The sequence below is a fragment of the Pseudomonas flexibilis genome, from assembly GCF_000806415.1.
GTDB lineage: Bacteria > Pseudomonadota > Gammaproteobacteria > Pseudomonadales > Pseudomonadaceae > Serpens > Serpens flexibilis.
This window is the reverse complement of sequence record NZ_JTAK01000001.1, coordinates 521,187-543,987: the sequence shown is the minus strand read 5'-3', so window position 1 is coordinate 543,987 and position 22,801 is coordinate 521,187. Positions and strand designations below refer to the sequence as shown.

Below are 22,801 nucleotides of genomic sequence, written 5' to 3'. Positions count from 1 at the left end.
GCCAGCGGCGCAGGGCGTCGCCCGTTGCCTGTCGCTCAAGCCGTCCGCAGCTGCCGGTGCCGATCCACCAGTTGCTGCACCACCGAGGGGTCGGCCAGGGTCGAGGTGTCGCCCAGGCCGTCGTAGTCGCCAGTGGCGATCTTGCGCAGGATGCGGCGCATGATCTTCCCCGAGCGGGTCTTCGGCAGCCCGGCCGCCCACTGGATGACCTCCGGCACGGCAATCGGACCGATCTCGTGGCGCACCCACTGGCACAGCTCCTGCTGCAGTGCATCGCTGCCGGCCACGCCCTCCATGAGGGTGACGTAGACATAGATGCCCTGCCCCTTGATGTCGTGGGGCACACCGACCGCGGCTGCCTCGGCCACCTTGGGGTGAGCCACCAGCGCGCTCTCGATCTCGGCAGTGCCCAGGCGGTGGCCGGAGACATTCAGCACGTCGTCCACCCGGCCGGTGATCCAGTAGTAACCGTCCTCGTCGCGGCGCGCACCATCGCCGGTGAAGTACATGCCCTTGTAGGTCTTGAAGTAGGTGTCCACGAAACGGTCGTGGTCGCCGAACACGGTGCGCATCTGCCCGGGCCAGGAATCGAGGATCACCAGGTTGCCCTCGGCTGCGCCCTCCAGCAGGTTGCCCTGGTTGTCGACGATGCCCGGCACCACCCCGAAGAACGGCCGGGTCGCCGAGCCGGGCTTGAGGGCGGTGGCCCCCGGCAGCGGCGAGATGAGAATGCCGCCGGTCTCGGTCTGCCACCAGGTATCGACGATCGGGCAGCGGGAACGGCCGACGGTTTCGTAGTACCAGTGCCAGGCCTCCGGATTGATCGGCTCGCCCACCGAACCGAGCAAGCGCAGGCTGGAGCCGTCGGCGCCCTCCATCACCGCCCGGCCCTGGGCCATCAGCGCGCGGATCGCCGTGGGGGCCGTGTAGAGGATGTTCACCTTGTGGCGGTCGATGATCCGCGCCACGCGGGTGACGTCCGGGTAATTGGGCACGCCTTCGTACATCAGCGTGGTGGCGCCGTTGGCCAGCGGCCCGTAGATCAGGTAGCTGTGCCCGGTGACCCAACCGATGTCGGCTGTGCACCAGTAGACCTCGCCGGGCCGGTAGTCGAACACCCGCTCGTGGGTCAGCGCCGCGTACAGCAGGTAACCGCCGCTGGTGTGCAGCACGCCCTTGGGCTTGCCGGTGGAGCCGGAGGTGTAGAGCACAAACAGCGGGTCCTCGGCGGACATTTCCTTGGGCTCGCAGTAGTCGCCGGCCACCTTCATCAAGTCCTCGTACCAGACGTCGCGGTGGGCATGCCAGGGAATGTCCGCGCCGCTGCGCCGCACCACGATCACCTTGCGCACGCTGTTGGTTTCCGGGTGGGTCAGCGCCTCGTCGACATTGGTCTTCAGCGGCAGGTGGCGGCCGCCACGCAGCGCCTCGTCGGCGGTGATCACCACCTTGGAGCGGCAGTCGATGATGCGCCCGGCCAGCGCCTCCGGCGAGAAGCCGCCAAACACCACCGAATGCACCGCGCCGATGCGCGCGCAGGCCAGCATGGCCACGGCGGCCTCGGGAATCATCGGCATGTAGAGGGTCACCAGGTCGCCCCGGTGCACATCCTGGCCGCGCAGGGCGTTGGCGAAGCGGTTCACTTGCTCGTACAGCTCGCGGTAGGTGATGTGGCGGACATCGCCGGGCTCGTCGCCCTCCCAGATGATCGCCACCTGATCGCCTCGCTCGGCCAGATGGCGATCCAGGCAGTTGGCGGAGACATTCAGGGTGCCGTCGGCGAACCACTTGATGTCCACGTGGTGATCATCGAAGGAGGTCTGCTTGACGCGCGTGAAGGGCTTGATCCAGTCCAGGCGCTGGGCCTGTTCGCGCCAGAAACCGTCGGGATTGATCACCGACTGCTGGTACAGGGCCTTGTAGGTGGCCTCGTTGGTAAGGGTGCGGGCAGCCTGTTCGGGGGTGACGGGGTAAAGGGACGCGGCAGCCATGGCGGTTCCTCTTGTCATATGCAATGGCGGACCCGCGGCCGATACGTCCCGGACTCGACTGCGGGAAGGAAGCGGCGGCACTCCGCTGGCTGGCCGGGAGCACCGACTAGCAGCATAGACCCCGAAGCGTGACGCAGCCGACACTAGGGGTCGGAGGCGGCTCTGCGACGGCCAGCGGCGCTTCGGCCTCCCCGGCCATAAAAAAAGCCCGTCGACTCCGGGAGCCGACGGGCAAGGGGATGTACTCAGGGTTGGCGCAGGATCAGTGGCTGGCGGCCACGCTGTCCGGGTTGTTGGACGCCACGGCGGCGTCGATCAGGTCCTTGCCGATCTCGGCTTCGAACTTCTTCCACACCGGCTTCATGGCTTCACGCCACTCGTTACGCTCTTGCGCCGTCAGTTCGATGATCTGGCTGGTGCCGGCCTTGACGATGGACTCGCGGGCTTCGCGATTGAGGTCGTCGGCCTGGCGGTTCACCTCCTTGGTCACATCGTTCAGCACGTCCTGCAGTTCGCTGCGGATGTTCTCGGGCAGGCCCTTCCAGAACTTGGTGTTGGTGATCACCATGTAGTCGATGGCGCCGTGGTCGGATGCGGTGAAGTACGGCTGCACCTCATGCACCTTCTGGCTGAAGTAGTTCGACCAGGTGTTTTCGGTGCCGTTGACCACGCCGGTCTGCAGACCCTGGTACACCTCGGCGAAGCTCATCTTGCGCGGGTTGGCGCGAATGACCTTGAACTGCTCGTCCAGCACGTTGGAGGCCTGCACGCGGAATTTGAGGCCGCGGGCGTCCTTGGGCAGGCGCATCGGCTTGTTGGCCGACAGCTGCTTCATGCCGTTGTGCCAGTAGGCCAGGCCGGTGATGCCCTTGCCTTCCATGCTGCGCAGCAGCGCCTGGCCCTGCGGGCTGGCCTGGAAGCGATCCACCGCGTGGATGTCATCGAAGATGAACGGCAGGTCGAAGATCTGGATGGACTTGGCGTAGGGCTCGAACTTGGCTAGCGAGGGCGCCAGCATGTGCACGTCGCCGAGCAGCAGGGCCTCCATTTCCTTGCCGTCGCCGTACAGCGAGGAGTTGGGGTAGACCTCGACCTTGACCTGGCCGGGCAGACGCTCTTCGGCCATCTGCTTGAACAGCAGGGCACCTTGCCCCTTGGGCGTGCTGTCCGCCACCACGTGGGCGAACTTGATGACGATGGGGTCCGCCGCCTGCACAAGGCCGGCAAAGGACAGGGACATGGCGCAGGCGAGCGCTTTGAAAGTGAAGTTGCGCATAGGGTGTTTACCTCATTGTTGTTGTAAGCGTTGAAGCCCTGACAGGGCAGCGTTCCCTCCCTGGTGTCTATTGCGCTCCTCTGAAAACGAAGGAATGGATGCGGGCGGCACATCGCCGCCCGCGCGAACGTTTACTGCTCTCCGGCACGCTCAAGCAGGCGCCGGGCACGGCCGACCACCGGCATGTCCACCATCTGCCCGTCCACCACGAACACCGCCTCGCCCCGGGCAAAGCCGGCCATGACGCGGCGGGCCCAGTCCAGTTCACCGGCAGTGGGCATCAGCGTGGCGTGCACCACCTCGACCTGTTTCGGGTGGATGCACAGGCGGCCGCCGAAGCCCATGTCGCGGATGTCGGCGGTGTGGCGGGCCAGGCCGTCAGCGTCCTGGAAGTCGGGGAACACGCTGTCCAGCGGTGCGGCGAGATCGGCCAGGCGCGATTGCAGCAGGATGGCGTAGCGGGACTGATCGAGGATGCGCTCGGCCGCGGCAGTGCCGCTGGCCAGGCCCAGATCCAGACCCAGGTCCAGCGCACCGAAGCTCAGGCGCTCGACCCCCTTGGCGCGAGCGATCTCTTCCAGGCGCTGCAGACCCAGCGCGCTCTCGATGATCGGCCAGACCGGCTTGCCACATTCCGCCGCGCGCTCGACCTGGCGAGCGCTTTCGGCCTTGGGCAGCAGGATGCCCGCCACACCGGCATAGCGGCGGCAGACTTCCAGATCCTCCAGATGCTGGGCATGCAGGGCACCGTTGATCCGCACGAAGACGCGCACATCGGGGTTGTCGTGCAGGTAGCGCTCCAGGTTGTCACGGGCCTCGACCTTCTGGGCCTCGGCCACGGCATCCTCGAGATCGACGATGACCACGTCGGCGCCGGTGGCCAGGGCCTTGGCGATACGTTCCGGGCGGGTGGCCGGCACGAACAGGGCGGAGCGAACGATGCTGCTCATGAAGAATGTCCTTCTTGTAAGGGGGTCAGACGGCGCCCTGCTGGCGCAGGCGCTGGATATCGCCCTCGGCGTAGCCCAGCTCGCCCAGCAGGCGCTCGGTATGCTCGCCGAGCGCGGGCACCGGGTCCATGCGCGGTTGGAAGGAGGCGTTGCGGCCCGGCGGCAGCAGCGCCGGCAGTTCGCCGGCGGGGCTGCCCACCGTGGTCCAGCGCTGGCGGGCCTTGAGCTGCGGGTGCTCCCAGACGCCGGCCATGTCGTTGACATGGGCGTTGGCAATGGGCGCGGCATCCAGGCGGGCGATCACCTCGTCGGCGGTCAGGCTGCTGAACACCTCGACGATGATGGCGCGCAGCTCGGCGCGGTTTTCCGAGCGCTTGAAGTTGGCGGAGAAGCGCGGGTCCCGGGCCAGTTCCGGCTTGAGCAGCACCTTCTCGCAGAAGGCCACCCACTCGCGCTCGTTCTGCAGGCCCAGCATCACGGTCTTGCCATCGCCAGCCGGGAACGGGCCGTACGGGTAAATGGTGGCATGGGCGGCGCCGGCGCGCGGCGGCGGAGTGGCACCCTTGTAGGCGTAGTACAGGGGGTAGCCCATCCACTCCACCAGGCTTTCCAGCATGGACACGTCCACCCGGCTGCCCTTGCCGGTCTTGTCGCGCAGCATCAGCGCCGAGAGCACGCCGGTGTAGGCGTACATGCCGGCGGCGATGTCGGCGATGGAGCAACCGGCCTTGGCCATCTCGTCCTCGCCGGGCCCGCCGGTGACGGACAGGAAGCCGCCTTCGGACTGGATCAGCAGGTCGTAGGCCTTCTTCTGTTCGTAGGGGCCGCCCTCGCCATAGCCGGAGATGTCGCAGACGATCAGGCGCGGGTAGCACTCATGCAGCACCTCGAAGGACAGGCCCATGCGCGCGGCGGCGCCCGGCGCCAGGTTCTGCACCAGCACGTCGGCCTGGCTCAGCAGTTGGTCGAGCACCTGCATGGCATCGTCCTGCTTGAGATCCAGGGTCAGGCTTTCCTTGGAGCGGTTGGTCCACACGAAGTGGGAGGCCAGGCCGTCGACGCGCTCGTCATAGCCCCGGGCGAAGTCGCCCGCGCCGGGACGCTCGACCTTGATCACCCGTGCGCCCAGATCGGCCAGTTGGCGGGTGCAGAACGGCGCGGCGATGGCGTGTTCCAGGCTGACGACGGTGATGCCGTCCAGCGGACGGATGTTGTTGTTCGGTACGGTCATATCCGGTGTTCCTGCAAATTCGGTTCGGTCCGTAGGGTGGAAAACGGCGAAGCCTTTTCCACGCGTTTCAGATCCATGCGCTCGGCATTCGGTGGAAAAGACCTGGGGTCGTTTTCCACCCTACGGAAACGGTCTGGCCATCAGGCCAGGCCGCCCAGGTCATAGGTGTCACGTAGCCGCCAGACGCGGTCGATCAGCACGCCAGCTTCGGCGTCGCTGCGCGCGCCGGAGAAGGCGACCAGACGGCGGAACTTGTCTTCCAGCTCGGCGCGGCTCAGGGTGTTGCCCGGATCGCCCTTCGGATCGTCCACGGCAGCAGTCAGGGTGCGGCCGTCCACGGTGACCACCTCGACCCGGCCCAGCCAGCGCTGCGGGTAGGCGCCATCCACCTCGGGGTCCAGCACCATGCTGACTTTCTCGCGGAACTGGCCGACGCGGGGGTCGGTCAGCGCGTGGGTGTGAAATTCGGTCAGGCCGGCCTTGCCGTACAGGGCGATCAGGCCCAGCACGGTGCCCATGGAGAACTTGGCCTGGTGCACGGTCTGCGGCACCACCACGCGACCCAGCACATCGATGGCGCCCTGGTGCACGCGGGTGGTCACCCGGGCGATCTCGTCGGCGGTCAGGTTCTCGCGCTGCATCAGCGCCAGCAGCGCGTCGGCGGCCGGATGGGTGTGACGGCAGGAGGCATGGAACTTGAAGCTGGTCTCGGCCAGCGCCCAGCGCTCGCCCAGGCGGTCGGACAGCCAGCGCGGATCGGCGTCCTTCGACATCCCGGCGGCCATGCCCTGCTCGCCTTCCAGGATGTTGCGCGCCCCGCTCAGCCCATCGGCAGTCAGGTAGGCGGCCAGCAGACCGTCGGCGGCGGCCTTGGCGGTGTGCAGCTGCTTGGAATCGGCGGCGTCGCGCAGGAACTCCCACAGGCCGGCGGCCTGGGTGCCGGCGCTGCCCAGCAGATTGATGAACTGTTCCTTGTCGAAGCCCATCAGCTTGCCGACCGCCACGGCAGCGGCCAGGGTGCCGACGGTCGCGGTGGTGTGGAAGATGCGGTAGTGGGAGCGGCCGAGGAATTCGCCGATGCGAATACCCGCCTCGTAGCCGGCCAGCGAGGCCAGCAGCAGCTCGCGGCCGGACTTGCCGAGATCCTGCGCGGCGGCCAGCGCGGCCGGGAACACCACGGTGGCCGGGTGCAGCACGGAGCTGTTGTGCAGGTCGTCCTGCTCCACCAGGTGCGAGCTGGCGCCGTTGACCAGCGCGGCGAAGTAGGCCGAGCTGGAGCGGCGGCTGACCAGGATGCGGGAACGTCCTTCGGCCGGACCCATCTTCTCGGCGTAGCGCTCGAACAGCGGAATCGGGTGCGCGCCCTGGCTGGCCAGCGCCGAGCCCAGCCAGTCGAGGAACAGGTCTTCGGTGCGGTCGAGAACCGCGGCCGGCACCTGCTCGTAGCGCAGGTCGGCAAGGAAAGCGGCAAGAGCTTGGGTGTGCTGGCTCATTCGGCCATCTCCACGTAATTCGAGAGTTCGATGAGGTTCAGATCGGGGTCGAGCAGGTAGACGGAGCGGATCGGTCCCTGGGCGCCGGTGCGCATCACCGGCCCCATCAGCATCTCGACGCCGTTGGCCTGCAGCTGGGCGATCACCTGTTCCAGCGGCTCGGCGACGATGAAGCACAGGTCCGCCGAACCCGGCGTCGGGCGATGGGCGTGCGGTTCGAATTCCGCGCCGGCCTGGTGCAGGTTGATCTTCTGCTCGCCGAAGGCCAGTGCCTTGCGGCCTTCACCGAACACCACCGGCTGCATGCCCAGCACGCGGGTGTAGAAGTCGACGCTGCGCCCGATGTCCTGCACCGTAAGCACCAGATGGTCGAGATGGCTGATCTGCATAACGTCTCTCCGTCTTCATAACGCACCGTTCCGGCGCGGTGGTGGCCAACGGGTTGCGTTGACCACCCTACGGTCATTCGTAGGGTGGAGAACGACCGCCGGGTCTTTTCCACCGATGCCCGCCCACTGCTCCGTCTGGTGGAAAAGACTGCGCCGTTTTCCACCCTACGGGTTCATCAGAACGAGCGCGGCAGCTCCAGCAGGTGTTCCGCGACGTAGGAAAGAATCAGGTTGGTGGAGATCGGCGCTACCTGGTACAGACGGGTCTCGCGGAACTTGCGCTCGACGTCGTACTCGTTGGCGAAGCCGAAACCGCCGTGGGTCTGCAGGCAGGCGTTGGCCGCTTCCCAGGACGCCTTGGCGGCCAGGTACTTGGCCATGTTGGCGGCGGCCCCGGCGTTACGGCCGGCGTCATACTCTTCGCAGGCACGCCAGCGCATCAGGTCGGCGGCTTCCAGCTCGATGTGCGCCTCGGCGATCGGGAACTGAACACCCTGGTTCTGGCCGATCGGGCGACCGAACACCACGCGGTCGCGGGCGTACTGGGCCGACTTCTCGGTGAACCAGCGGCCGTCGCCGATGCACTCGGCGGCGATCAGGGTGCGCTCGGCGTTCAGGCCGTCGAGGATGTAGCGGAAGCCCTTGCCTTCTTCGCCGATCAGGCTGCTGGCGGGGATTTCCAGGTTGTCAAAGAACAGCTCGTTGGTCTCGTGGTTGACCATGTTGGCGATCGGCTGCACGGTCAGGCCGTTGCCGATGGCTTCGCGCAGGTCGACCAGGAAGATCGACATGCCGTCGGCCTTCTTCTTCACCTCGGCCAGCGGCGTGGTGCGCGCCAGCAGGATCATCAGGTCGGAGTGCTGGATGCGCGAGATCCACACCTTCTGGCCATTGATGACGTACTTGTCGCCCTGGCGCACCGCGGTGGTCTTGATCTTCGTGGTGTCGGTGCCGGTGGTCGGCTCAGTCACGCCCATGGACTGCAGGCGCAGCTCGCCGCTGGCCAGCTTGGGCAGGTAGTAGCGCTTCTGCTCCTCGCTGCCGTTACGCAGGAGGGTGAACATGTTGTACATCTGGCCATGGATGGTGCCGGAGTTGCCGCCGCAGCGGTTGACCTCCTCCAGGATGATGGAGGCTTCAGCCAGGCCCAGGCCCGAGCCGCCGTACTCTTCCGGGATCATCGCCGACAGCCAGCCGGCTTCGGTCATCGCGGTGACGAATGCTTCCGGGAAGCCCTTTTCCTCGTCGATCTTGCGCCAGTATTCGGCGGGGAACTCGGCGCACAGGGCGCGCACGCCTTCACGGATGGCGTTGTATTCGTCATTCAGGTACGGGTTCATTGCGGTTCCTCGATGTTCTTCTTGTTACGTGGCGTGCCGTAGGGTGGTCGGCGTTGTTCCGGCCACCGTGCCGACCTATCCACCTTGCCGATCGGTTCGGCAGGCGTAGGGTGGATGTCGCTTTGCACATCCACCGAAACTCCGCTCGGTGGATCGATACAGCGTGATCCACCCTACGGTGCCGCTGGTCATTCGAATTCCACTTCAGCCTTCTGGGCGATGCCGTCGGCGTTGCCGGCCCAGAGCTCGGCCTTGCCGGGGGCGACGATGCGCCCGCCCACCTCGAACGCTTGCGGCGCGATCAGCGGACGCACGCCGCGATAGGCGAAGCGGCGCAGGCGGGCCTGCGGGTGGGCACGGCAGAAGGCGCGCAGGTTCAGGGTGGCGATCAGCGGACCATGCACCACCAGACCCGGGTAGCCTTCGGTCTCGGTCACGTAGGGGAAATCGTAATGGATGCGGTGGCCGTTGAAGGTCACGGCGGAATAGCGGAACAACAGGGTCGAGCTGGGCGTGATGGACTCGTGCCAGTCGCCGGTGGGCAGCTCTTCGCCGCCGCCGAGCTTCGGCGGGGTCGGCTCGCGGTAGACGATGTCCTGTTCCTCGCGGATCGCCAGGCTGCCGTCCTGCAGGTAGTCGTGCTGCACGGTGACGAACAGCAGCGAGCCGGTGCGGCCATGCTTTTCCTCGATGTGCTTGATGGTGGAAACCTTCTCGGCGTTCGCGCCGGCCTGCAGCGGCTCGAAGAACTCCACGCGGCCGCCCGCCCACATGCGGTTGCGGTTGTCGGCCGGCGGCAGGAAGCCGCCACGCGCCGGATGGCCATCGGCGCCCAGGCCAGTCTCGAACACCGGGTCCTGGAAGAAACACCACTGCCACAGCGGCGGCAGCGGCTGGCCGTTGGCAGGGGTCTGCTCGCCCAGGGTGGCGGCGATGCGCTTGAGGAGGTTATGGCTCAGCTGGTCCTGGGCTTCTTCGGTGCGTCCGATCCAGGCAGTCAGGGCGGCGTCGGTCATTACGGGCATCCCGCGTGTGTCTTGTGGTTGTGACCGCAGGATGCATCGGCGCCTCGCGTTTCGTGAATCCGGATTTACAACCACCGGCATTCGGATATTCTGAACGCCTTTTCCGAGAGACGGTCCCACTTACCGCTGTTGTCCGGAGGACATCCATGCACTTCGATCTGGCCGACCTGCGCCTGTTCATCCACATTGCCGAATCGCCGAGCCTGACCCAGGGCGCGCGCCGCGCGCACCTGTCACCGGCCGCCGCCAGCGCCCGCATCAAGGCGCTGGAGGGCCAGCTGGACAGCCGCCTGCTGTACCGCGACAGCCGCGGTGTGGAGCTGACCCCCGCCGGCCACAAGCTGCTGCAGCATGCGCGGCTCATCATGCGCCAGGTGGACTACCTGAAAAGCGAGTTCACCACCTACGGCGCCGATAACGCCGGGCACATCCGCATCTTCGCCAACACCACGGCGGTCACCGAGTTCCTGCCCGAAGTGCTGGCCGGTTTCCTGGTCGAGCGCCCGGGCGTGACCGTGGACCTGCAGGAGCGCCTGAGCCGCGACATCGTGCGCGGCGTGCTGGACGGCACCACCGACCTGGGCATCATCGCCGGCCCGCTGGAGGTCAGCGGCCTGCAGGCCATCCACTTCAGCACCGATCGCCTGGTGCTGGCCGTACCCGAGGGCCATCCCCTGGCCGGCGAGAAGTCCGTGACCCTCTCGCAGACTCTGGCCTACCCGCATATCAGCCTGCACGAAGGCAGCACGCTGCTGACCTTCCTGCGCGACGAGGTGGAAAAACTCGGCCAGAAGCTGTCGCTGCGCATCCAGGTCTCCAGCTTCGAAGCCAGCTGCCGGATGATCGAGGCCGGCGTGGGCATCGGCATCATTCCCGAGTCCGCCGCCCAGCGGCACAGCCGCACCATGCGCCTGGCCACGGTGCAGCTCGACGAGCCCTGGGCGGTGCGCGAACGACGCATCCTGGCCCGCGACCTGAACGCCCTGCCCGGCATCCTGCTGGCGCTGATCGAGCGGCTCACCGGCCGTCCGGTCGCCCAGGAGACCTGATATGCACCGCGGCGCGTTCCTGCTCGTGCTCGCGGTACTGCTCGGCGGCTGCGGGGCGCCCCTGAAACAGCTGAGCGAGGAAGCACAACTGACCAGCCGGGAGGTCCGCGTGCTGGCCACCACCCCCTTCCCGCTGCAGGCGGTGCTGCCGCGCCGTGTCGAGGGCTCCAGCCTGCGCGTGTACCTGGAGGGTGACGGCTATGCCTGGGCCACGCCCACCCAGCCCAGCCTGGACCCCACGCCCCGCGACCTGCTGGTGGCCCGCCTGGCCACCCTCGACCCGCTGGGTGCGGTGTACCTGGCGCGGCCCTGCCAGTTTGTCGAGCACCCGGGCTGCAAGCCGCTGCTATGGACCGACCAGCGCTTCAGCCGCCCGGTACTCAACAGCCTGCATGCGGCCCTCGACCAGTTGAAGCAGCGCTACGGCGTGCGCCGCCTGGAGCTGGTGGGGTATTCCGGTGGCGGCGCCCTTGCCCTGCTCCTGGCGGCCGAGCGCAACGACGTGGTTGCCGTGCAGACCCTGGCCGGCAACCTGCACCCCAGTGCCTGGATCGCCCATCATCGCCTCACGCCGCTGACCGGTTCGCTGGAGCCGCTGGCCTATCGCGAGCGCCTGCGCCAGATTCCCCAGCGGCACCTGACCGGACAGCGCGACAAGGTGGTGCCGCCCCCGCTGGCCTATCAGTACGCCGGCAGCCTCGGGCCGGCCGACTGCCTGGAGATCCGGACGGTGGATGCGACGCACAGCGAGGGCTGGGAAACGGCCTGGGCCGGCTTCCGGCAACGGCCGCTGGTCTGCGCGCCGGCTCAGAAACCGTAGGACAGGGTCACCGAGCCGAACTGGTCATGCCCCTGCTGGCCACGGAACTCGTGGGTGCGCCAGACACTGACGAAGGTCAGCTGCCAGCGGCTCCAGGTGAGTGCCAGGCCGGCCAGGGCATCGCCGACCCATTCCTCGCGATCCACCGAGTGGCTGGACTTGAAGGTGTTGCCGTCGAGCAGCAGGTTGTAGGCCATGTAGCGACCTTCCAGCCCCAGGAAACCGTACCAGGCGAAGTGTCCAAGCGGCGTGAAGTACTGGCTGCCGCTCTGCGCCGGGGTCACCGAGGGAATGCCCTGGCTGCGCTCCAGGTGCCGGCCGAAGCGCAACACCCCGCCGGCCGAGGCATAGGTGTAGAGATTGCCCAGCGCCAGGCCGGCGGTAGGCGCGTATTCGAGTTCCAGACCGAACAGCTGGCCCTGGCGCCACCACTGCTGCCCGTAGGCCACATTGAGGAAGGGTTCGTTACGCAGCTGGTGCTTCCAGCCGCGCGGCTCGGTGGCGTTGATGTGCTTGTGGATCCAGTGCTGCACCTTGCCAACCCCGGTGCCCGGCCCCACCAGGCCGGTGTCCAGGTGCAGTTCGCGGCTCACGCGCTGGTTCGTCTCGTCACGCTCCGCGTACATCGATACGCCGAGGAACAGCAAACCCGCGTAAGGCCGGTCGTCCTCGATCAGCTCGCGACTGCGCAGGTCCTCGGGGGTATAGCCCTGCATGCCGAACCGGTAGGCGAGGGTCTGCACCTCGTCGCCCGCCCAGCCCGGCAGGGCCTCGGCCAGGCCGCGCGCCCAGTGCCCGTTGTCGGGTTCGAAGGACCAGAACAGCTCCAGTCCGCCGCTGTAGTGGCCGTCGTCGTCCTCGTAGGACAGCAGGTCATTCTCGACCTTGATGGACAGCGAATCGGCCAGCAGCGGCACCGGCAGGCCGGCAATCAGCAGCAGGCCCAGTCGCAGCGATTTCCAACACACCATGTCGTCGCCCCAGCAGTCTCCAACGTTCGTTAGAGAGCCACCGGTTCGCAACGTTCCTCGCGCTGCCTACACCCGGAAACGGCTCAGCAACGCGTCCAGACGCTCGGCCAACTGGTTGAGCGCCTGACTGGTGCCGGCGGCCTTTTCCGCCTCGCCGGCATTGTCCTGGGCCAGGCTGGCGGTCTGCGTCACGTTGCCATTGATCTCGTCGACCACGTGGGATTGCTCCAGGGTGGCGCTGGCGATCGAGGCCGCCAGGCCGCTGATGCTGCGCAGCGATTCGACGATCTGGCGCAGGTTGGCGCCGGCCTGGCTGGCCTGCTCGACGGTCTGTTCGGATTGCCGGCTGCTGTCCTGGATGACCTTTACGGCCGCCGCCGAATGGGTCTGCAGCTGCTCGATCATCGCCTGGATTTCCGCCGTGGACTGCTGGGTGCGCTGCGCCAGCAGGCGGACCTCGTCGGCCACCACCGCGAAGCCGCGCCCCTGTTCGCCCGCCCGCGCCGCCTCGATGGCGGCATTCAGCGCCAGCAGGTTGGTCTGCTCGGCCACCGCGCGAATGACTTCCAGCACACCACCGATCCGGGTGGTTTCATCAGCCAGCGCACGGATCACGTCCACCGCCTGCTCAATGCTGGCGGACAGTTGGCCGATCTGCGCCAGCGCATTGTCGATGCCCTGCAGTCCCTGCCCGGCCCGCTCCTCAGCGCTGCGTACATCGACGGCGGTGTGCTCGGCGTTCTTCGCCACGTCCTGCACGCTGTAGGCCACTTCATGGATGGCCGTGGCCACCTGCTCCACCTGCTGGGACTGGCGCGCGCTCTGCTCGCTGAACAGACGCGCCTGCTGGCCCAGGCCCTGGGCCGAGCGGCTGAGGATGCGTGCCGATTCCAGGGTTTCGCCGATCACCTGGCGCAGGCTGCCGGTGAAGCTGTTGAAATGCCCGGCCAGCTCGCTCAGCTCATCGCGGCCGTCGGTCTTCAGCTGGCGGGTCAGGTCGGCCTCGCCACTGGCGATGTCGGCCATGGCCCGCACGGTATCGCCCAGCGGTCGCGAAATGCTGCGGGCAATCAGGGCGATGATGCCGGCCAGCAGCCCGGCCATGAACAGTCCCAGCAGCGAGGCCTGGATCAGCTCCTGGCGGAACTGGGCCTTCACGTCATCGATGTACACCCCGGTGGCGAGCATCCAGCCCCAGGGTTCGAACTGCGCCACGTAGGTGACTTTCTCCACCGGCGGCGTGCCGGGCCGTTTCGGCCACAGGTAGGGAACCGTCCCCGAACCCTGCTCACGCGCCGTGCGCGTCATTTCCGCCACGAAGGCAACACCCGTACTGTCCTTGAGCTGGCTGAGGTTCCGGCCGACCAGCTTCGGATCCAGGTGCATCAACATCAGGCTGTCCAGGGTAGTGACGAAGAAGTACTCGCCCTCGGCATAGCGCAGCGTCGCCAGCAGGGCCAGGGCCTGCTGCTGGGCCTGCTCGCGGGTCAGCTCCCCGGCGCGCTCCCGCTGGTGGGCCTGCTGAAGAACGCCGGCAGCGGTCTGCACCACCCAGCTCAGTTGCTCGATCTTGCCGTCATGGAGGTTCCGATAGCTGCGCTGCAGCATCATCGCCGCCAACACCAGCAGCATCAGCACAGAGGCCAGCAGGATCAGCAACAAGCGACGGCTGATCATCAGATTGCGCAGTTGGAACATCGGACACCACCCTGGTAATACGTCACCGTTTTGACATGGAGTCTGGGTGCAGCAAGCAGCAGGCCAGGATTACGGCACTGCGACAAACGGGCACGGACAGCGAACAACACCCGTCCAGCCGGCTTGCCTGAACTCAACGCAGGACCGGTGGGTCCGCCGGCTGGAAGGTTTCGGCCCCCGACACCCACACCTGAACAGGGGATCCAGTCCATGCAGATGTCCTATTGGCGCTTTGCCGCCATGATCGCCACCTCGACGCTGGTCATGTTCGGCCTGATGTATCTCAACACCTACGCCTTCGCGCATGTCCGCTGGAGCGAAACACGGCTTTGGATGGCGCTCCTGATGGGCGCGAGCATGGCGATGATCATGCTCAGCTTCATGCTGAACATGTATGCCAACAGGGCGCTCAACCTGGCGATCTACGCAAGCAGCCTGCTGGTCTTCGCACTCGCCCTCTGGCTGGTGCGCAGCCAGGCGACAATAGACGACCAGGACTACATGCGGGCGATGATCCCCCACCACTCCATCGCCATCATGACCAGCGAGCGGGCGCGGATCAGCGATCCACGGGTACGCGAACTGGCCGACGAGATCATCCGCGCCCAGCGCCGTGAAATCGCCGAGATGGAATATCTCATCAGCGACCTTGAGAAAAAGGACCGGGAGGGCGAATAAGGTCTTCGAGCCCAGGCCACTGGCAGCCGGGCAGGTAGGTACCGCCAGTGATTTTCTGCAGGCACAAAAAAAGCTGCCCTTGGCAGCTTCTCTTGTTCCACCTTCGATGAGGAAGGTGATCAGGCATGGCGCAGTGGACGGGACTCGAACCCGCGACCCCCGGCGTGACAGGCCGGTATTCTAACCGACTGAACTACCACTGCGTGTCGGCTGGACTTGCGTCCGATAACTCGGTTTCTGATCGAAGGCTTCGCTTCGATCTCAGCCCCGGACAGCGGGACTGGAGGAATAATGGCGCAGTGGACGGGACTCGAACCCGCGACCCCCGGCGTGACAGGCCGGTATTCTAACCGACTGAACTACCACTGCGCGTCGGCCGGACTTGCGTCCGAATTCACAAGGATATGGTGGCTGATGACGGGATCGAACCGCCGACCCCCTGCGTGTGATGCAGGTGCTCTCCCAGCTGAGCTAATCAGCCATCGCCTTGCGAGGCGCGCACTTTACGCAGGGGCCCCGATCAAGTCAACAGTTGCCAAAGAAATTTTTAAAAATGAATGGCTTACCGGTATTTCACGGCATGGGCCGCAGGCCCAGGCGAGCCACCACCGCCCCTTCGCCGTGCCGCTCCAGGCCCGCTTCCTCGATGCGAATGCCCTGCCGCTGCAGCACCTCGAACCAGGCCAGCAGGGTGACGAAGGGCGCCGGCTGCAGGCTGACCTGCACCCCGCCCTCGCCTTCGGCATCCAGCCGTTCGATGGCCAGCCCCTGCTGCTCGGCGGCGGCGGTCACCAGGCGTTGCAGATCGGTCGGAGCCGGCCGCACAACCGCGCGCCCGCTCAGCGCCTGAGCCTCGGGCGCGCGCGCCTGCAGGTAGGCCAGCAGTTCCCGCTGCTGCTCGAAGTGGCGCAGCGCCTCGGCCCGGCTGCGCTCGACCGGCAGCCACAATCCGCTGTACAGCGCCACGGCGAACAGGAAGAGTGCGAGCGCGGACAGCGCCTGGCGCTCGCGGCGCGCCAGCTGCCGCCAGCGCTGCAGCAGCGGTGAACCACTGGCCCCCGCCAATCGGGCCTGCAAATTGCGCTTCCAACGCTTCATCTAGCCTCCGATTACCAGCCGCGCACTCACGCCGGTTTCCTCGCGATTCGCCGAACCGAGCCGGACCACCAGCCCGGCTTCCACCAGCCGCTGGCGCAGGCGATCCAGCGCCTCGAAACCGGGCGCCTGCACCTGCAGCGCCAGATCCCCGCGGGTCAGACTGAAGTCCAGCTGCTGCACGCTCACCTGCCGGCCCTCGGCGGCCAGTGCCGGACCCGCGCGCCCCAGCAGGGTGAGCAGACCCTCTCGATCGCCCTGACCCTCGGCCAGATGCTGGTCGAACTGCTGGCGCAGGTTGATCAGCTTGCGGTCCGCCGGGAACAGCGCGCGATACAGCTGCTCGCTGGCCTTCGCATTCAGCTGGCCAGCGTGGCGCAGCTGCCAGGCCTGCGCCAGCCCGAAGCCCCACTGCAGCAGCAGACACAAGCCCAGCGCGGCAGCTGGCAGGCGCCAGCGCCGCCAGTCACCCGCCGGCTCGCGCACCGCGAACTCGCCCTGGGCCAGGTTGCAGCCGGCGGCGCAGCGGGTCAGCCAGCGATGCGGACTGGCCTCGCCCGCCGGTGGCGTCGCGCAGGCCGGTAGTGGCTGGGGTAACAGCGTCTGCAGCACCGGCAGGTCCGCATCCTCCACGGCCAGCCGCACCGGCAGGTCGCCGCCCAGCAGCCAACGGTCGCCGAGCCGGCACAGCTGCGGACCGTCCACGGGCAGCAGATCGGCATCGACACGGATTTCCCGGGGCGGATGTGCGGCGCAGGCCTGCAACCAGTCACGCAGCCAGTCACGGCGCAGCGCGAAGACCCGATGGCGCCCATCGCCCAGACGCTCCCCCACCGCCAGGTGGAAGGCTTCCACCTCCTCGGCCAGCCACTCCTCAACGGCGAACGGCAAGGCTTTGCGCAGCCAGCGCGGTTTCAGCGTGGGCAGGCTTACTGCACAGACCGTCACCGCCTCGACCGGCAGCACCAGGCACCAGGGCTCCGTCAGCTCGGCCAGCGCCGTGGCGAACGCCACGTCGCCCTCCCCGTCGGCGGAGACCCTGCGCACGGCCAGATCGGCATCCACGCCCTGTGCCGCCTCCGGCGGCAGGAACAGCCAGGTTTCAAGCATCGTCGTCCCGCTCCTTGTGCATTCCCATCTGGCCCAGATCGCGCGACAGCACCGTCAGGCTGCCATCGGCATCGCGCCGCAACAGGCTGACCAGCACCTGGCGGCGCCCGGCCAGTTCCACCTCGCCGATCACCCGGAAATACCGGCTGCCCACCGCCAGCGGCTGGCCTGTCACGGTCTGTCCGGCGGCGCCCAGTTGGGCGATGAAGCTTTCCACGCTGGCGAAGCCCTGCCCCTCGCGGGCAACGATCAGCCCCTGGGCCAGCTGCGGCGACAGCCCCTCGGCCAGGCTGGCCAGCACCAGCGGGCCGGCGCTGTTCAGGTTCAGCCGGGCATCCAGCGGCAGCGCCGTGACGTGGGGCAGCAAGCGCCGGTAATCCACCTCGGTCATGTCCAGCAACAGACGCAGCTCGGACACCTCCGCCAGTACCCGGTTGGCCGCCCGGTACGCCGGCTGCAGCAGCAGGTAGTCGTTGTCCTCGGCGCCGCCGGGGCTGACCTGCTCATCCTCGTCGAGCCAGTCGCGCAGGCGCTCGGCGTAGGGCGGGTCGATATCCAGCAGCCGCAGCAGCCGCTGGAACTGGGCAAAGGCCTGCAGCCCGGCGTTGTCCGGCAATGCCAGGGCATTGAGATTGAAGCGCCCGGTGGCGTCCTCGAGGCGCAGCTGCAGCGTGCCGCCTTCATCGAAGGGAAAGGGTTTCAGGGGTTGCGCCCAGGGCTCGGCGGGATGGTCGAGCGGCTGGCGCGCGTCACCCCGGCGCAGATCCTCGCGCAGGATCGCCTTGGCCAGCAGCTCGCCGCCCAGCGCGTAGTGCCAGGCCTGGTTGTGCACCAGCAGATTGCCGCTGCTGCGAATCGCCAGTTGCTGGCGGGCGATCAGCCCGGCACCCACCACCGTGACCAGCGCCACCACCAGCAGCACGGTGATCAGGGCCACGCCGCGCTGCCCGTTCATGCGCCCGCCTCGCTGCCCGCATTCGTGTCGGGCAGCCGGAACAGTCGGCGCAGCACGCCGTAATGGCGATGTTCCAGGCGCAGCTCCACGGCGCGCGGCAGCGAGCCAAGGCTCTGCTCGTCGACGCCACCAGGCCAGCTGTCCTGCCAGTTGCCGTCCTGGTCGAGGTAGCGCACCTGCCAGCCGCTCACGCCGTCGAGCACCTGCTGCACCTGCGGCTGGCTGTCCTGGGCCTGGTCGAGCACCGGCCAGTAGCGGCGCTCCCAGTAGCCATCGCGGACTTCCCAGCGCACCCGTTGCAGACGCGAGCGCGGACTGTCGGTGGGGTTGCGCCAGCCGGTCCGGGTGAACTCCAGCGTCTGCCGTTCGCGTCCCTCGCCGAGCAGCGCGGCCAGGCTGTCGCCGTAGGGCGCGCGCACCGGCCGCGCCAGCACCTGGCGCAGGTCGCGTTCGAAGGCGGCCATGCCCCGGGTCAATTCGCGCAGGCGCTGTTCCTGTTGCCGGGTTGCCTCGTCGACGCGCAGCACGCTGTCCAGCAGCCGGTAGGTGCCCACCCCGAGCAGGGCGAACAGGGCGATGGCGATCAGCAGCTCCAGCAGGGTGAAGCCGCGCACAGCCCTCATGGCGCAACCTCCAGGAATCCGCTCAGCGCCAGCAGTGCCTGTTCGCGTTCAAGGCTTTCGCCGCCCCGGGCGACCCACAGTTCCACCCGGCGCAGGGCCGGATGCGCCGTCGAACCGATACGCGCCTGCCATTGCCAGGGGCGCCCGGCGTAGTCCAGCCGGCCCTGACGATTGCCCTCGCCCGGCGGCGGCTCTTCCAGCTGCAGCTCGATCAGCTGGTTGTCGGCGATCCACAGCGCCAGGGTCTTGTCTTCCAGGCGCGCGGCGGTCTGCAGGCTGCGTGCGCTGGCAGTGAGGATGCTGGCGGCGACCAGGGCGAAGATCGCCAGGGCGACCAGCACCTCCAGCAGGGTGAAGCCACGCGCCGCGTTCATCCGCCCGCTCCGAGGGTCTGCACGCGGGGCAGACGAAAGCCGTCGCTGCTCAACTCCAGGCGCAGGCCAGCGGCACGCCGCTCGGCCAGTTCCAGCCGAAACGGGCTGATCTCGCCGCTGGAGAGAATCAGCACCTGCGGGGCGGCAGCCGCCGGTCCCTTCGCACCGGCGACCCGCAGCGGCCGGCCCTCGATTTCCAGGCTGGCCTGCACGCCATGCGGAAACCGCTGCGCGGGCCGGTCTTCCCAGGGCGCCCAGCGGCCGCCGTCGTACGCCAGGACCTGCCAGTGATCCGCGTCAATGCGCAGGCCGTATTCGCGATTGTCCAGCACCGCTTCCTCGGCCAGCACGCCGATCAGTCCAGCCAGCCGCTCGGCCTCGCCACGCAGCTCGCGGGCCGGGCCGGCGAAGCCGCCACCGAGCACTGCCAGGCCGACCAGGCTGCCGATCAGCACCAGCACCACCAGCAGCTCGACCAGGGTGAAGCCCCGGCAGGCACGTTGCGGGCGCATCAGATGTCCCAGTTACCGATGTCGGCATTCAGCTCGGCACCGTCCTGCCGGCCATCGGCGCCCAGCGAATAGAGATCGAAGGCGCCCTTGCTGCCCGGCGCCAGGTACTGGTAGGGATTGCCCCAGGGATCCACCGGCAGGCGCTTGAGGTAGCCGTCCGGGTTCCAGTTGCGCGCCGTCGGGTTGCCGGAGGGCTTGCGTACCAGCGCTTCCAGGCCCTGCTGGGTGCTCGGGTAGCTGTAATTGTCCAGCTTGTACATGTCGAGGGCGGCGGAGATGGCCTTGATGTCGTTCTTCGCCACGGTGACCTTGGCCTGGTCCGGGCGGCTCATGATCTGCGGCACCACCAGGGCGGCGAGGATGCCGAGGATGACCACCACCACCATGATTTCGATCAGCGTGAAGCCGTGCTGCGTGCGTCGTTGCATGGATTAGCCCACCAGTTGGTTGAGAGAGAGGATCGGCATCAGGATCGCCAGCACGATGACCAGCACCGTGGCGCCCATGAACACCAGCATGAAGGGTTCGAACAGGCCGACCAGCAGCGCCACACGGGCGGCCAGGTCGCTTTCCTGGGTGGTAGCGGTGCGCGCCAGCATCTGATCGAGTTCGCCGGAGCGTTCGCCGCTGGCGATCATGTGCAGCATCATCGGCGGGAACTGGCGGGTGGCCTCCAGGGCGCGGGTCAGGCTGCCGCCCTCGCGCACCTTGCGCGCCGCCTCGCGCACCTCGCCGCGAATCAGCCGGTTGCCGATCACCTGGCCGGCGATGTCCAGCGCCTCCACCAGTGGCACGCCGCTGCGGGTGAGAATCGCGAGGGTCGAGGCGAAGCGCGCACATTCGGCGGTGCGCAGCAACCCGCCGACCAGCGGCAGGCGCAACAGCAGGCGGTGCCAGCGCAGGCGCAGCGCGTCGTCGCGCAGCGCCCGGCGCGCCGCGAACAGCGCGCCGCCCAGCAGCGGCAGGGCCAGCCAGCCCCAGGCGCGCACGGCGTCGCTGACCGCGATCAGCCCACGGGTCAGCGCCGGCAGCGTCTGCCCGGAATCGATGAACACGCGCACCACGTCCGGCACCACGTAACCCAGCAGGAAACCCACGATGGCCAGCGAGGCGATCAGCAGGATCAGCGGATACAGCAGCGCCAACTGGATCTTCTGTCGCGACTGCTGACGCTGCTCGGTGTAGTCGGCCAGACGTTCGAGCACCGGCCCGAGATGGCCGGCGTGCTCGCCGGCGGCCACCGTGGCGCGATACAGCTCGGGGAAGGCGGCCGGAAAGGCTTTCAGACCTTCCGCCAGGCTATGGCCCTCCAGCACCCGGGCGCGCACCGCCAGCAGCATGGCCTGGATGCGCGCCGAGCCGGCCTGGGCGGCGGCCGCGCCGAGCGCTTCCTCGATCGGCAACGCGGCCTGAACCAGGGTGGCCAACTGGCGGGTCAGCAGCGCCAGGTCGCGCGCCGACAGGCCACGCACCAGCTGCCAGCCGCTGCCGCTGGCCTCGCGGGCCCGCGCGGCCTTGACCTCCAGTGGCGCCAGTTCCCGTTCGCGCAGCATCTGCCGCACCTGGCGACTGCTGTCGGCTTCCAGGATGCCCTTGCGCTGACGGCCCCGCGTGTCGAGGGCCAGGTATTCGAAAGCGGCCATCGGTTATTCCTCGCGGGTCACCCGCAGGACCTCTTCCAGCGTGGTCACGCCTTCGAGCACCTTGCGCCGGCCGTCCTCGCGAATGCCCGGCCCGAGCCGGCGGGCATGGCGAATCAGCTCCTGCTCGGCGGCGCCGTTGTGCACCAGGGTGCGCATGACATCGTCGAACACCACCAGCTCGTAGATGCCGGTACGCCCGCGATAGCCCTGCTGGTTGCAGGCGGCGCAACCGCAGGCGCGGTAGATGACCGGTGCCTGCTGCGCCTCCAGGCCGAGCAGCGCGCAGGCCGACTCGTCGGCAGTGATGGCTTCCTTGCATTCCGGGCAGAGCACGCGCACCAGGCGCTGGGCCAGCACGCCGAGCAGCGACGAGGCCAGCAGGAATGGCTCGACGCCCATGTCCACCAGGCGGCTGACCGCCCCCACGGCGCTGTTGGTGTGCAACGTGGACAGCACCAGGTGGCCGGTGAGCGAGGCCTGTACGGCGATCTCGGCGGTTTCCCGGTCGCGGATCTCGCCGACCATCACCACATCCGGGTCCTGGCGCAGGATGGCGCGCAGGCCGCGCGCGAAGGTCATGTCCACCTTGGGATTCACCTGGGTCTGGCCGATGCCTTCCAGGTGGTATTCGATGGGGTCCTCGACGGTGAGGATGTTGCGCGTGCGGTCGTTGAGGGTGACCAGGCTGGCGTACAGGGTGGTGGTCTTGCCCGAGCCGGTAGGGCCGGTGACCAGCAGGATGCCGTGCGGCTTGCGCACCGTCTCCTCCATGCGCAGGCGGTCGCGCTCGCTCATGCCCAGGTGCGCCAGGCTCAGGCGCCCGGCCTGCTTGTCGAGCAGACGCAGCACCACCCGCTCGCCGTTGGCCGACGGCAGGGTGGACACGCGGATGTCCACCTCGCGCCCGGCGATGCGCAGCGAGATGCGCCCGTCCTGGGGGATGCGCTTCTCGGCGATGTCCAGGCGCGCCATGACCTTGATGCGCGACACCAGCAGCGCCGCCAGCTCGCGTCTCGGTTCCAGCACCTCGCGCAGCAGGCCGTCGACACGGAAGCGCACCACCAGGCGCTTCTCGAAGGTTTCCAGGTGGATGTCCGAGGCGTTCTCGCGGATTGCCTGGCCGAGAATGGCGTTGATCAGGCGAATGATCGGCGCGTCGTCCTCCTGCTCCAGCAGGTCCTCGGTTTCCGGCACCTGCTCGGCCAGGGCGGCCAGGTCCAGGCTGTCCCCCAGGTCCTCGGCCAGCTGCATGGAGTTGGCATCCTGCTGGTAGGTGCCGGCCAACAGGCGTTCGAATTCCTCGGCAGACAGCGGGCGCAACGGCAAGCGGCGACCGGCGAAGCGCCGGGCCTCGGCCAGGGCGAGCGGCTCGACACCGGGACGGAACCCCAGGCAAGCGGGCTGCGGATCCTCCAGCAGCAGCACCCCATGCCGGCGGGCATAACTGAACGGCAGCCGGCGCGGCGGCGAAGGTGCGGGCTGGGTCATCGGTCGGTCCCTCGACAGGCATGGCCTATAGGTTCTAGACGATTTTTCGCCGCCCGTTCGCGCACCGCCGTGCGACTCGCCCAAAGTTCG

22 protein-coding genes, 3 tRNA genes and 1 pseudogene are annotated in these 22,801 nt (G+C 67.8%); 3 read left to right on the top strand and 23 right to left on the bottom strand.

What is annotated here, in order from left to right; translation table 11 throughout:
• Positions 1-35: 35 nt before the first annotated feature.
• The 8 genes from acs to PT85_RS02620 form a co-directional block, all read right to left on the bottom strand.
• Positions 36-1,991, bottom strand: a complete 1,956-nt coding sequence (gene acs / locus PT85_RS02655; protein ID WP_027591475.1) for an acetate--CoA ligase — start codon at positions 1,989-1,991, stop codon at positions 36-38.
• Between the two features lie 262 nt (positions 1,992-2,253).
• A complete protein-coding gene (locus PT85_RS02650) occupies positions 2,254-3,267 on the bottom strand; it encodes a TRAP transporter substrate-binding protein (protein ID WP_039605850.1) in 1,014 nt (337 codons plus the stop codon).
• A 131-nt stretch (positions 3,268-3,398) separates the two neighbouring features.
• On the bottom strand, positions 3,399-4,217 hold the full coding sequence (locus PT85_RS02645) for an HpcH/HpaI aldolase/citrate lyase family protein (protein WP_039605849.1): 819 nt from the start codon (positions 4,215-4,217) through the stop codon (positions 3,399-3,401).
• 25 nt (positions 4,218-4,242) lie between these two features.
• Positions 4,243-5,448 carry a CaiB/BaiF CoA transferase family protein gene (locus tag PT85_RS02640; RefSeq protein WP_027591478.1) on the bottom strand — a complete coding sequence of 402 codons (1,206 nt, stop codon included), beginning with the start codon at positions 5,446-5,448 and terminating at the stop codon, positions 4,243-4,245.
• A 140-nt stretch (positions 5,449-5,588) separates the two neighbouring features.
• A complete protein-coding gene (locus tag PT85_RS02635; protein ID WP_027591479.1) occupies positions 5,589-6,941 on the bottom strand; it encodes an MmgE/PrpD family protein in 1,353 nt (450 codons plus the stop codon).
• Positions 6,938-7,330, bottom strand: a complete 393-nt coding sequence (locus tag PT85_RS02630; protein ID WP_027591480.1) for a VOC family protein — start codon at positions 7,328-7,330, stop codon at positions 6,938-6,940. The genes PT85_RS02635 and PT85_RS02630 overlap by 4 nt, the downstream gene beginning before the upstream one ends.
• A 176-nt stretch (positions 7,331-7,506) precedes the next feature.
• Positions 7,507-8,670, bottom strand: a complete 1,164-nt coding sequence (locus tag PT85_RS02625) for an acyl-CoA dehydrogenase family protein (RefSeq protein WP_027591481.1) — start codon at positions 8,668-8,670, stop codon at positions 7,507-7,509.
• A 188-nt stretch (positions 8,671-8,858) separates the two neighbouring features.
• Positions 8,859-9,686 carry an FAS1-like dehydratase domain-containing protein gene (locus tag PT85_RS02620; protein WP_039605848.1) on the bottom strand — a complete coding sequence of 276 codons (828 nt, stop codon included), beginning with the start codon at positions 9,684-9,686 and terminating at the stop codon, positions 8,859-8,861.
• Positions 9,687-9,841: 155 nt separating this feature from the next.
• On the opposite strand from PT85_RS02620, the gene PT85_RS02615 reads away from it, so the two are divergent.
• Together PT85_RS02615 and PT85_RS02610 are read left to right on the top strand one after the other, a co-directional pair.
• Positions 9,842-10,744, top strand: a complete 903-nt coding sequence (locus PT85_RS02615) for a LysR family transcriptional regulator (RefSeq protein WP_039605847.1) — start codon at positions 9,842-9,844, stop codon at positions 10,742-10,744.
• Position 10,745: 1 nt separating this feature from the next.
• Positions 10,746-11,564: an alpha/beta hydrolase gene (locus tag PT85_RS02610; RefSeq protein WP_039605846.1), complete on the top strand. Its 819-nt coding sequence runs from the start codon at positions 10,746-10,748 to the stop codon at positions 11,562-11,564.
• Here PT85_RS02610 and PT85_RS02605 read toward each other — a convergent pair.
• From PT85_RS02605 to PT85_RS18445, 3 genes and pseudogenes are all read right to left on the bottom strand, one after another.
• Positions 11,552-12,535: a lipid A deacylase LpxR family protein gene (locus PT85_RS02605; RefSeq protein ID WP_027591485.1), complete on the bottom strand. Its 984-nt coding sequence runs from the start codon at positions 12,533-12,535 to the stop codon at positions 11,552-11,554. The two genes, PT85_RS02610 and PT85_RS02605, sit on opposite strands and share 13 nt — an antisense overlap.
• A 66-nt stretch (positions 12,536-12,601) precedes the next feature.
• Positions 12,602-13,327 (bottom strand): methyl-accepting chemotaxis protein, encoded by a 726-nt coding sequence (locus tag PT85_RS18450; protein ID WP_407681069.1) that lies wholly within the window; start codon positions 13,325-13,327, stop codon positions 12,602-12,604.
• Between the two features lie 129 nt (positions 13,328-13,456).
• A pseudogene (locus PT85_RS18445) lies at positions 13,457-14,143 on the bottom strand (cache domain-containing protein); the annotation flags it as partial.
• Positions 14,144-14,443: 300 nt separating this feature from the next.
• Here PT85_RS18445 and PT85_RS02595 point away from each other — a divergent pair.
• A complete protein-coding gene (locus PT85_RS02595) occupies positions 14,444-14,911 on the top strand; it encodes a DUF305 domain-containing protein (protein ID WP_027591487.1) in 468 nt (155 codons plus the stop codon).
• A 126-nt stretch (positions 14,912-15,037) separates the two neighbouring features.
• Here PT85_RS02595 and PT85_RS02590 read toward each other — a convergent pair.
• The 12 genes from PT85_RS02590 to gspE form a co-directional block, all read right to left on the bottom strand.
• Positions 15,038-15,114: transfer RNA gene (locus PT85_RS02590), tRNA-Asp, on the bottom strand.
• An 89-nt stretch (positions 15,115-15,203) separates the two neighbouring features.
• Positions 15,204-15,280, bottom strand: a tRNA-Asp gene (locus PT85_RS02585).
• Positions 15,281-15,316: 36 nt separating this feature from the next.
• Positions 15,317-15,392 (bottom strand) — tRNA-Val (locus PT85_RS02580).
• A 92-nt stretch (positions 15,393-15,484) separates the two neighbouring features.
• A complete protein-coding gene (locus PT85_RS02575; protein ID WP_027591919.1) occupies positions 15,485-16,009 on the bottom strand; it encodes a type II secretion system protein M in 525 nt (174 codons plus the stop codon).
• Positions 16,010-17,116, bottom strand: a complete 1,107-nt coding sequence (gene gspL / locus PT85_RS02570; RefSeq protein WP_039605844.1) for a type II secretion system protein GspL — start codon at positions 17,114-17,116, stop codon at positions 16,010-16,012. It abuts the gene before it with no gap.
• On the bottom strand, positions 17,109-18,071 hold the full coding sequence (gene gspK / locus PT85_RS02565) for a type II secretion system minor pseudopilin GspK (protein ID WP_039605843.1): 963 nt from the start codon (positions 18,069-18,071) through the stop codon (positions 17,109-17,111). Before gspK ends, gspL begins: the two co-directional genes overlap by 8 nt.
• Positions 18,068-18,694, bottom strand: coding sequence for a type II secretion system minor pseudopilin GspJ (gspJ, locus tag PT85_RS02560; RefSeq protein ID WP_039605842.1), 627 nt, complete (start codon positions 18,692-18,694; stop codon positions 18,068-18,070). Before gspJ ends, gspK begins: the two co-directional genes overlap by 4 nt.
• Positions 18,691-19,068 (bottom strand): type II secretion system minor pseudopilin GspI, encoded by a 378-nt coding sequence (gene gspI / locus PT85_RS02555; RefSeq protein WP_039605841.1) that lies wholly within the window; start codon positions 19,066-19,068, stop codon positions 18,691-18,693. The genes gspJ and gspI overlap by 4 nt, the downstream gene beginning before the upstream one ends.
• Positions 19,065-19,580: a type II secretion system minor pseudopilin GspH gene (gene gspH / locus PT85_RS02550; protein ID WP_039605840.1), complete on the bottom strand. Its 516-nt coding sequence runs from the start codon at positions 19,578-19,580 to the stop codon at positions 19,065-19,067. The genes gspI and gspH overlap by 4 nt, the downstream gene beginning before the upstream one ends.
• Positions 19,580-20,008, bottom strand: a complete 429-nt coding sequence (gspG, locus tag PT85_RS02545) for a type II secretion system major pseudopilin GspG (RefSeq protein ID WP_027590602.1) — start codon at positions 20,006-20,008, stop codon at positions 19,580-19,582. Before gspG ends, gspH begins: the two co-directional genes overlap by 1 nt.
• Positions 20,009-20,011: 3 nt before the next feature.
• On the bottom strand, positions 20,012-21,223 hold the full coding sequence (gene xcpS, locus PT85_RS02540; protein ID WP_039605839.1) for a GspF family T2SS innner membrane protein variant XcpS: 1,212 nt from the start codon (positions 21,221-21,223) through the stop codon (positions 20,012-20,014).
• Positions 21,224-21,226: 3 nt separating this feature from the next.
• Entirely contained in the window at positions 21,227-22,711 is a 1,485-nt protein-coding gene (gene gspE, locus PT85_RS02535; protein WP_027590718.1) for a type II secretion system ATPase GspE, read from the bottom strand.
• Positions 22,712-22,801: the final 90 nt, after the last annotated feature.

What these genes read in the sequence shown, in the direction of transcription:
- acs (WP_027591475.1), bottom strand. Translation starts at nt 1,991, where the DNA reads ATGGCTGCCGCGTCCCTTTACCCCGTCACCCCCGAACAGGCTGCCCGC.
- PT85_RS02650 (WP_039605850.1), bottom strand. Translation starts at nt 3,267, where the DNA reads ATGCGCAACTTCACTTTCAAAGCGCTCGCCTGCGCCATGTCCCTGTCC.
- PT85_RS02645 (WP_039605849.1), bottom strand. Translation starts at nt 4,217, where the DNA reads ATGAGCAGCATCGTTCGCTCCGCCCTGTTCGTGCCGGCCACCCGCCCG.
- PT85_RS02640 (WP_027591478.1), bottom strand. Translation starts at nt 5,448, where the DNA reads ATGACCGTACCGAACAACAACATCCGTCCGCTGGACGGCATCACCGTC.
- PT85_RS02635 (WP_027591479.1), bottom strand. Translation starts at nt 6,941, where the DNA reads ATGAGCCAGCACACCCAAGCTCTTGCCGCTTTCCTTGCCGACCTGCGC.
- PT85_RS02630 (WP_027591480.1), bottom strand. Translation starts at nt 7,330, where the DNA reads ATGCAGATCAGCCATCTCGACCATCTGGTGCTTACGGTGCAGGACATC.
- PT85_RS02625 (WP_027591481.1), bottom strand. Translation starts at nt 8,670, where the DNA reads ATGAACCCGTACCTGAATGACGAATACAACGCCATCCGTGAAGGCGTG.
- PT85_RS02620 (WP_039605848.1), bottom strand. Translation starts at nt 9,686, where the DNA reads ATGACCGACGCCGCCCTGACTGCCTGGATCGGACGCACCGAAGAAGCC.
- PT85_RS02615 (WP_039605847.1), top strand. Translation starts at nt 9,842, where the DNA reads ATGCACTTCGATCTGGCCGACCTGCGCCTGTTCATCCACATTGCCGAA.
- PT85_RS02610 (WP_039605846.1), top strand. Translation starts at nt 10,746, where the DNA reads ATGCACCGCGGCGCGTTCCTGCTCGTGCTCGCGGTACTGCTCGGCGGC.
- PT85_RS02605 (WP_027591485.1), bottom strand. Translation starts at nt 12,535, where the DNA reads ATGGTGTGTTGGAAATCGCTGCGACTGGGCCTGCTGCTGATTGCCGGC.
- PT85_RS02595 (WP_027591487.1), top strand. Translation starts at nt 14,444, where the DNA reads ATGCAGATGTCCTATTGGCGCTTTGCCGCCATGATCGCCACCTCGACG.
- PT85_RS02575 (WP_027591919.1), bottom strand. Translation starts at nt 16,009, where the DNA reads ATGAAGCGTTGGAAGCGCAATTTGCAGGCCCGATTGGCGGGGGCCAGT.
- gspL (WP_039605844.1), bottom strand. Translation starts at nt 17,116, where the DNA reads ATGCTTGAAACCTGGCTGTTCCTGCCGCCGGAGGCGGCACAGGGCGTG.
- gspK (WP_039605843.1), bottom strand. Translation starts at nt 18,071, where the DNA reads ATGAACGGGCAGCGCGGCGTGGCCCTGATCACCGTGCTGCTGGTGGTG.
- gspJ (WP_039605842.1), bottom strand. Translation starts at nt 18,694, where the DNA reads ATGAGGGCTGTGCGCGGCTTCACCCTGCTGGAGCTGCTGATCGCCATC.
- gspI (WP_039605841.1), bottom strand. Translation starts at nt 19,068, where the DNA reads ATGAACGCGGCGCGTGGCTTCACCCTGCTGGAGGTGCTGGTCGCCCTG.
- gspH (WP_039605840.1), bottom strand. Translation starts at nt 19,580, where the DNA reads ATGCGCCCGCAACGTGCCTGCCGGGGCTTCACCCTGGTCGAGCTGCTG.
- gspG (WP_027590602.1), bottom strand. Translation starts at nt 20,008, where the DNA reads ATGCAACGACGCACGCAGCACGGCTTCACGCTGATCGAAATCATGGTG.
- xcpS (WP_039605839.1), bottom strand. Translation starts at nt 21,223, where the DNA reads ATGGCCGCTTTCGAATACCTGGCCCTCGACACGCGGGGCCGTCAGCGC.
- gspE (WP_027590718.1), bottom strand. Translation starts at nt 22,711, where the DNA reads ATGACCCAGCCCGCACCTTCGCCGCCGCGCCGGCTGCCGTTCAGTTAT.